Origin of the sequence: Pseudomonas sp. FSL R10-1339, from assembly GCF_009600545.1 — a bacterium.
In the GTDB taxonomy this organism is placed as follows: Bacteria; Pseudomonadota; Gammaproteobacteria; order Pseudomonadales; family Pseudomonadaceae; genus Aquipseudomonas; species Aquipseudomonas bubulae.
In genome coordinates this window covers 1-1,104 of the sequence record NZ_WIVQ01000226.1, presented here as the reverse complement: position 1 = coordinate 1,104, position 1,104 = coordinate 1, and the positions used below count along the sequence as shown (strand labels likewise).

The following is a 1,104-nucleotide window of genomic DNA, read 5'->3' as shown; positions in this document are numbered from 1 at the left end:
GCTTTTTGTACACGCCCCGGCATTTTCTTGGGCACCGGGAAAACATACAAGCAGCTGCCGAGGAACGAAGGCTGCGTTCGGCGGCGAAGCCGTCGTGAAATCAGACACTTCGCTGCATCAGATAGATTGAACGCTCAGGTTTTACGAGATCTTCGCCCTCGAACGCAGCCTTCGTTCCTCGGCAACTGCTACAAGTATTCCACGCACCGCTTGATCAAAACCTCATCTGCCACTGCCCCATCAGCCCGTGGTTGCGGCTGTTGCTGCCGATATCGCCGGTATAGCCCACCCCCAGGGTCTGCCTGGCAGAGACGCCAAGATCCAGCCCGGCCTCCAGCACCAGCGAGTTGCGATCCAGCGCACTGCCCTCGACATCAAAGGCCGATCCGCCCAGCACAAAGGCCTGGGTGGTTGAGCTGCTGACATCACCATAGAGGTGTTTCCAGCCAGCGCTCAGGCGGGGTGTGATGCTCATGCCGTTTTCGAGCTGGTTCAGATGCGCCAGCCGTACACCCAGGGTGCTACTGAAGTTGTCCTGGGTTTGCCGGTCAACCTGCAACGCCGCGGCACCGCCTTTTTCGGTGTAGCTGTCACGTTGATAACGCTGATAACCCAGGTTGGCATACGGCTCGGCACTCAGACGACCGCTGCCCAGGGCGTAGCCCAGTTCGGCAAAAGCCTGCTGGCTGCTGGCGTGGTAGTCCCCCTTGGGCTGATCGCTGAAGCCGTTGAATATCACGTTGCGTTTGCTGTCGCCGTTATGGCCGCTATACGCTGCCCCCAGGCGCAGGGCCAGCGCACCGCTCTGGTGAATGGCATAGGCGCCCGCGTGCCAGCTGTTGACCCTGCCCTCCATGCCGGTGCTGTCCACGTCGGTTTTTGAGTAGCCGCCCAGTACACCCATGCGCCAGTCCGGGGTTAGCGCCCAGTCGGCACCCAGTACACCGCCTTTGGTACGTTGGGTCAGGTCGCTGTTGCCGTGGATTGCGTCCAGCCGGCCATAGCTGCCCAGGCCCTGCAGCCAGAGCCTGCCCCGGGCATTCGGGTCGTTGAGGTTGCGCACGCCCGGCACCAGGCCCGTGGCGGCCAGGGCAGGGGCATCAC

Annotated in this window: 1 protein-coding gene; it reads right to left on the bottom strand. The window is 62.2% G+C overall.

Annotated elements, in window-relative coordinates; genetic code table 11:
* Window positions 1–214: 214 nt before the first annotated feature.
* On the bottom strand, window positions 215–1,104 hold an 890-nt coding region (locus GHO03_RS24535; protein ID WP_153400695.1), incomplete at its 5' end, for an autotransporter outer membrane beta-barrel domain-containing protein.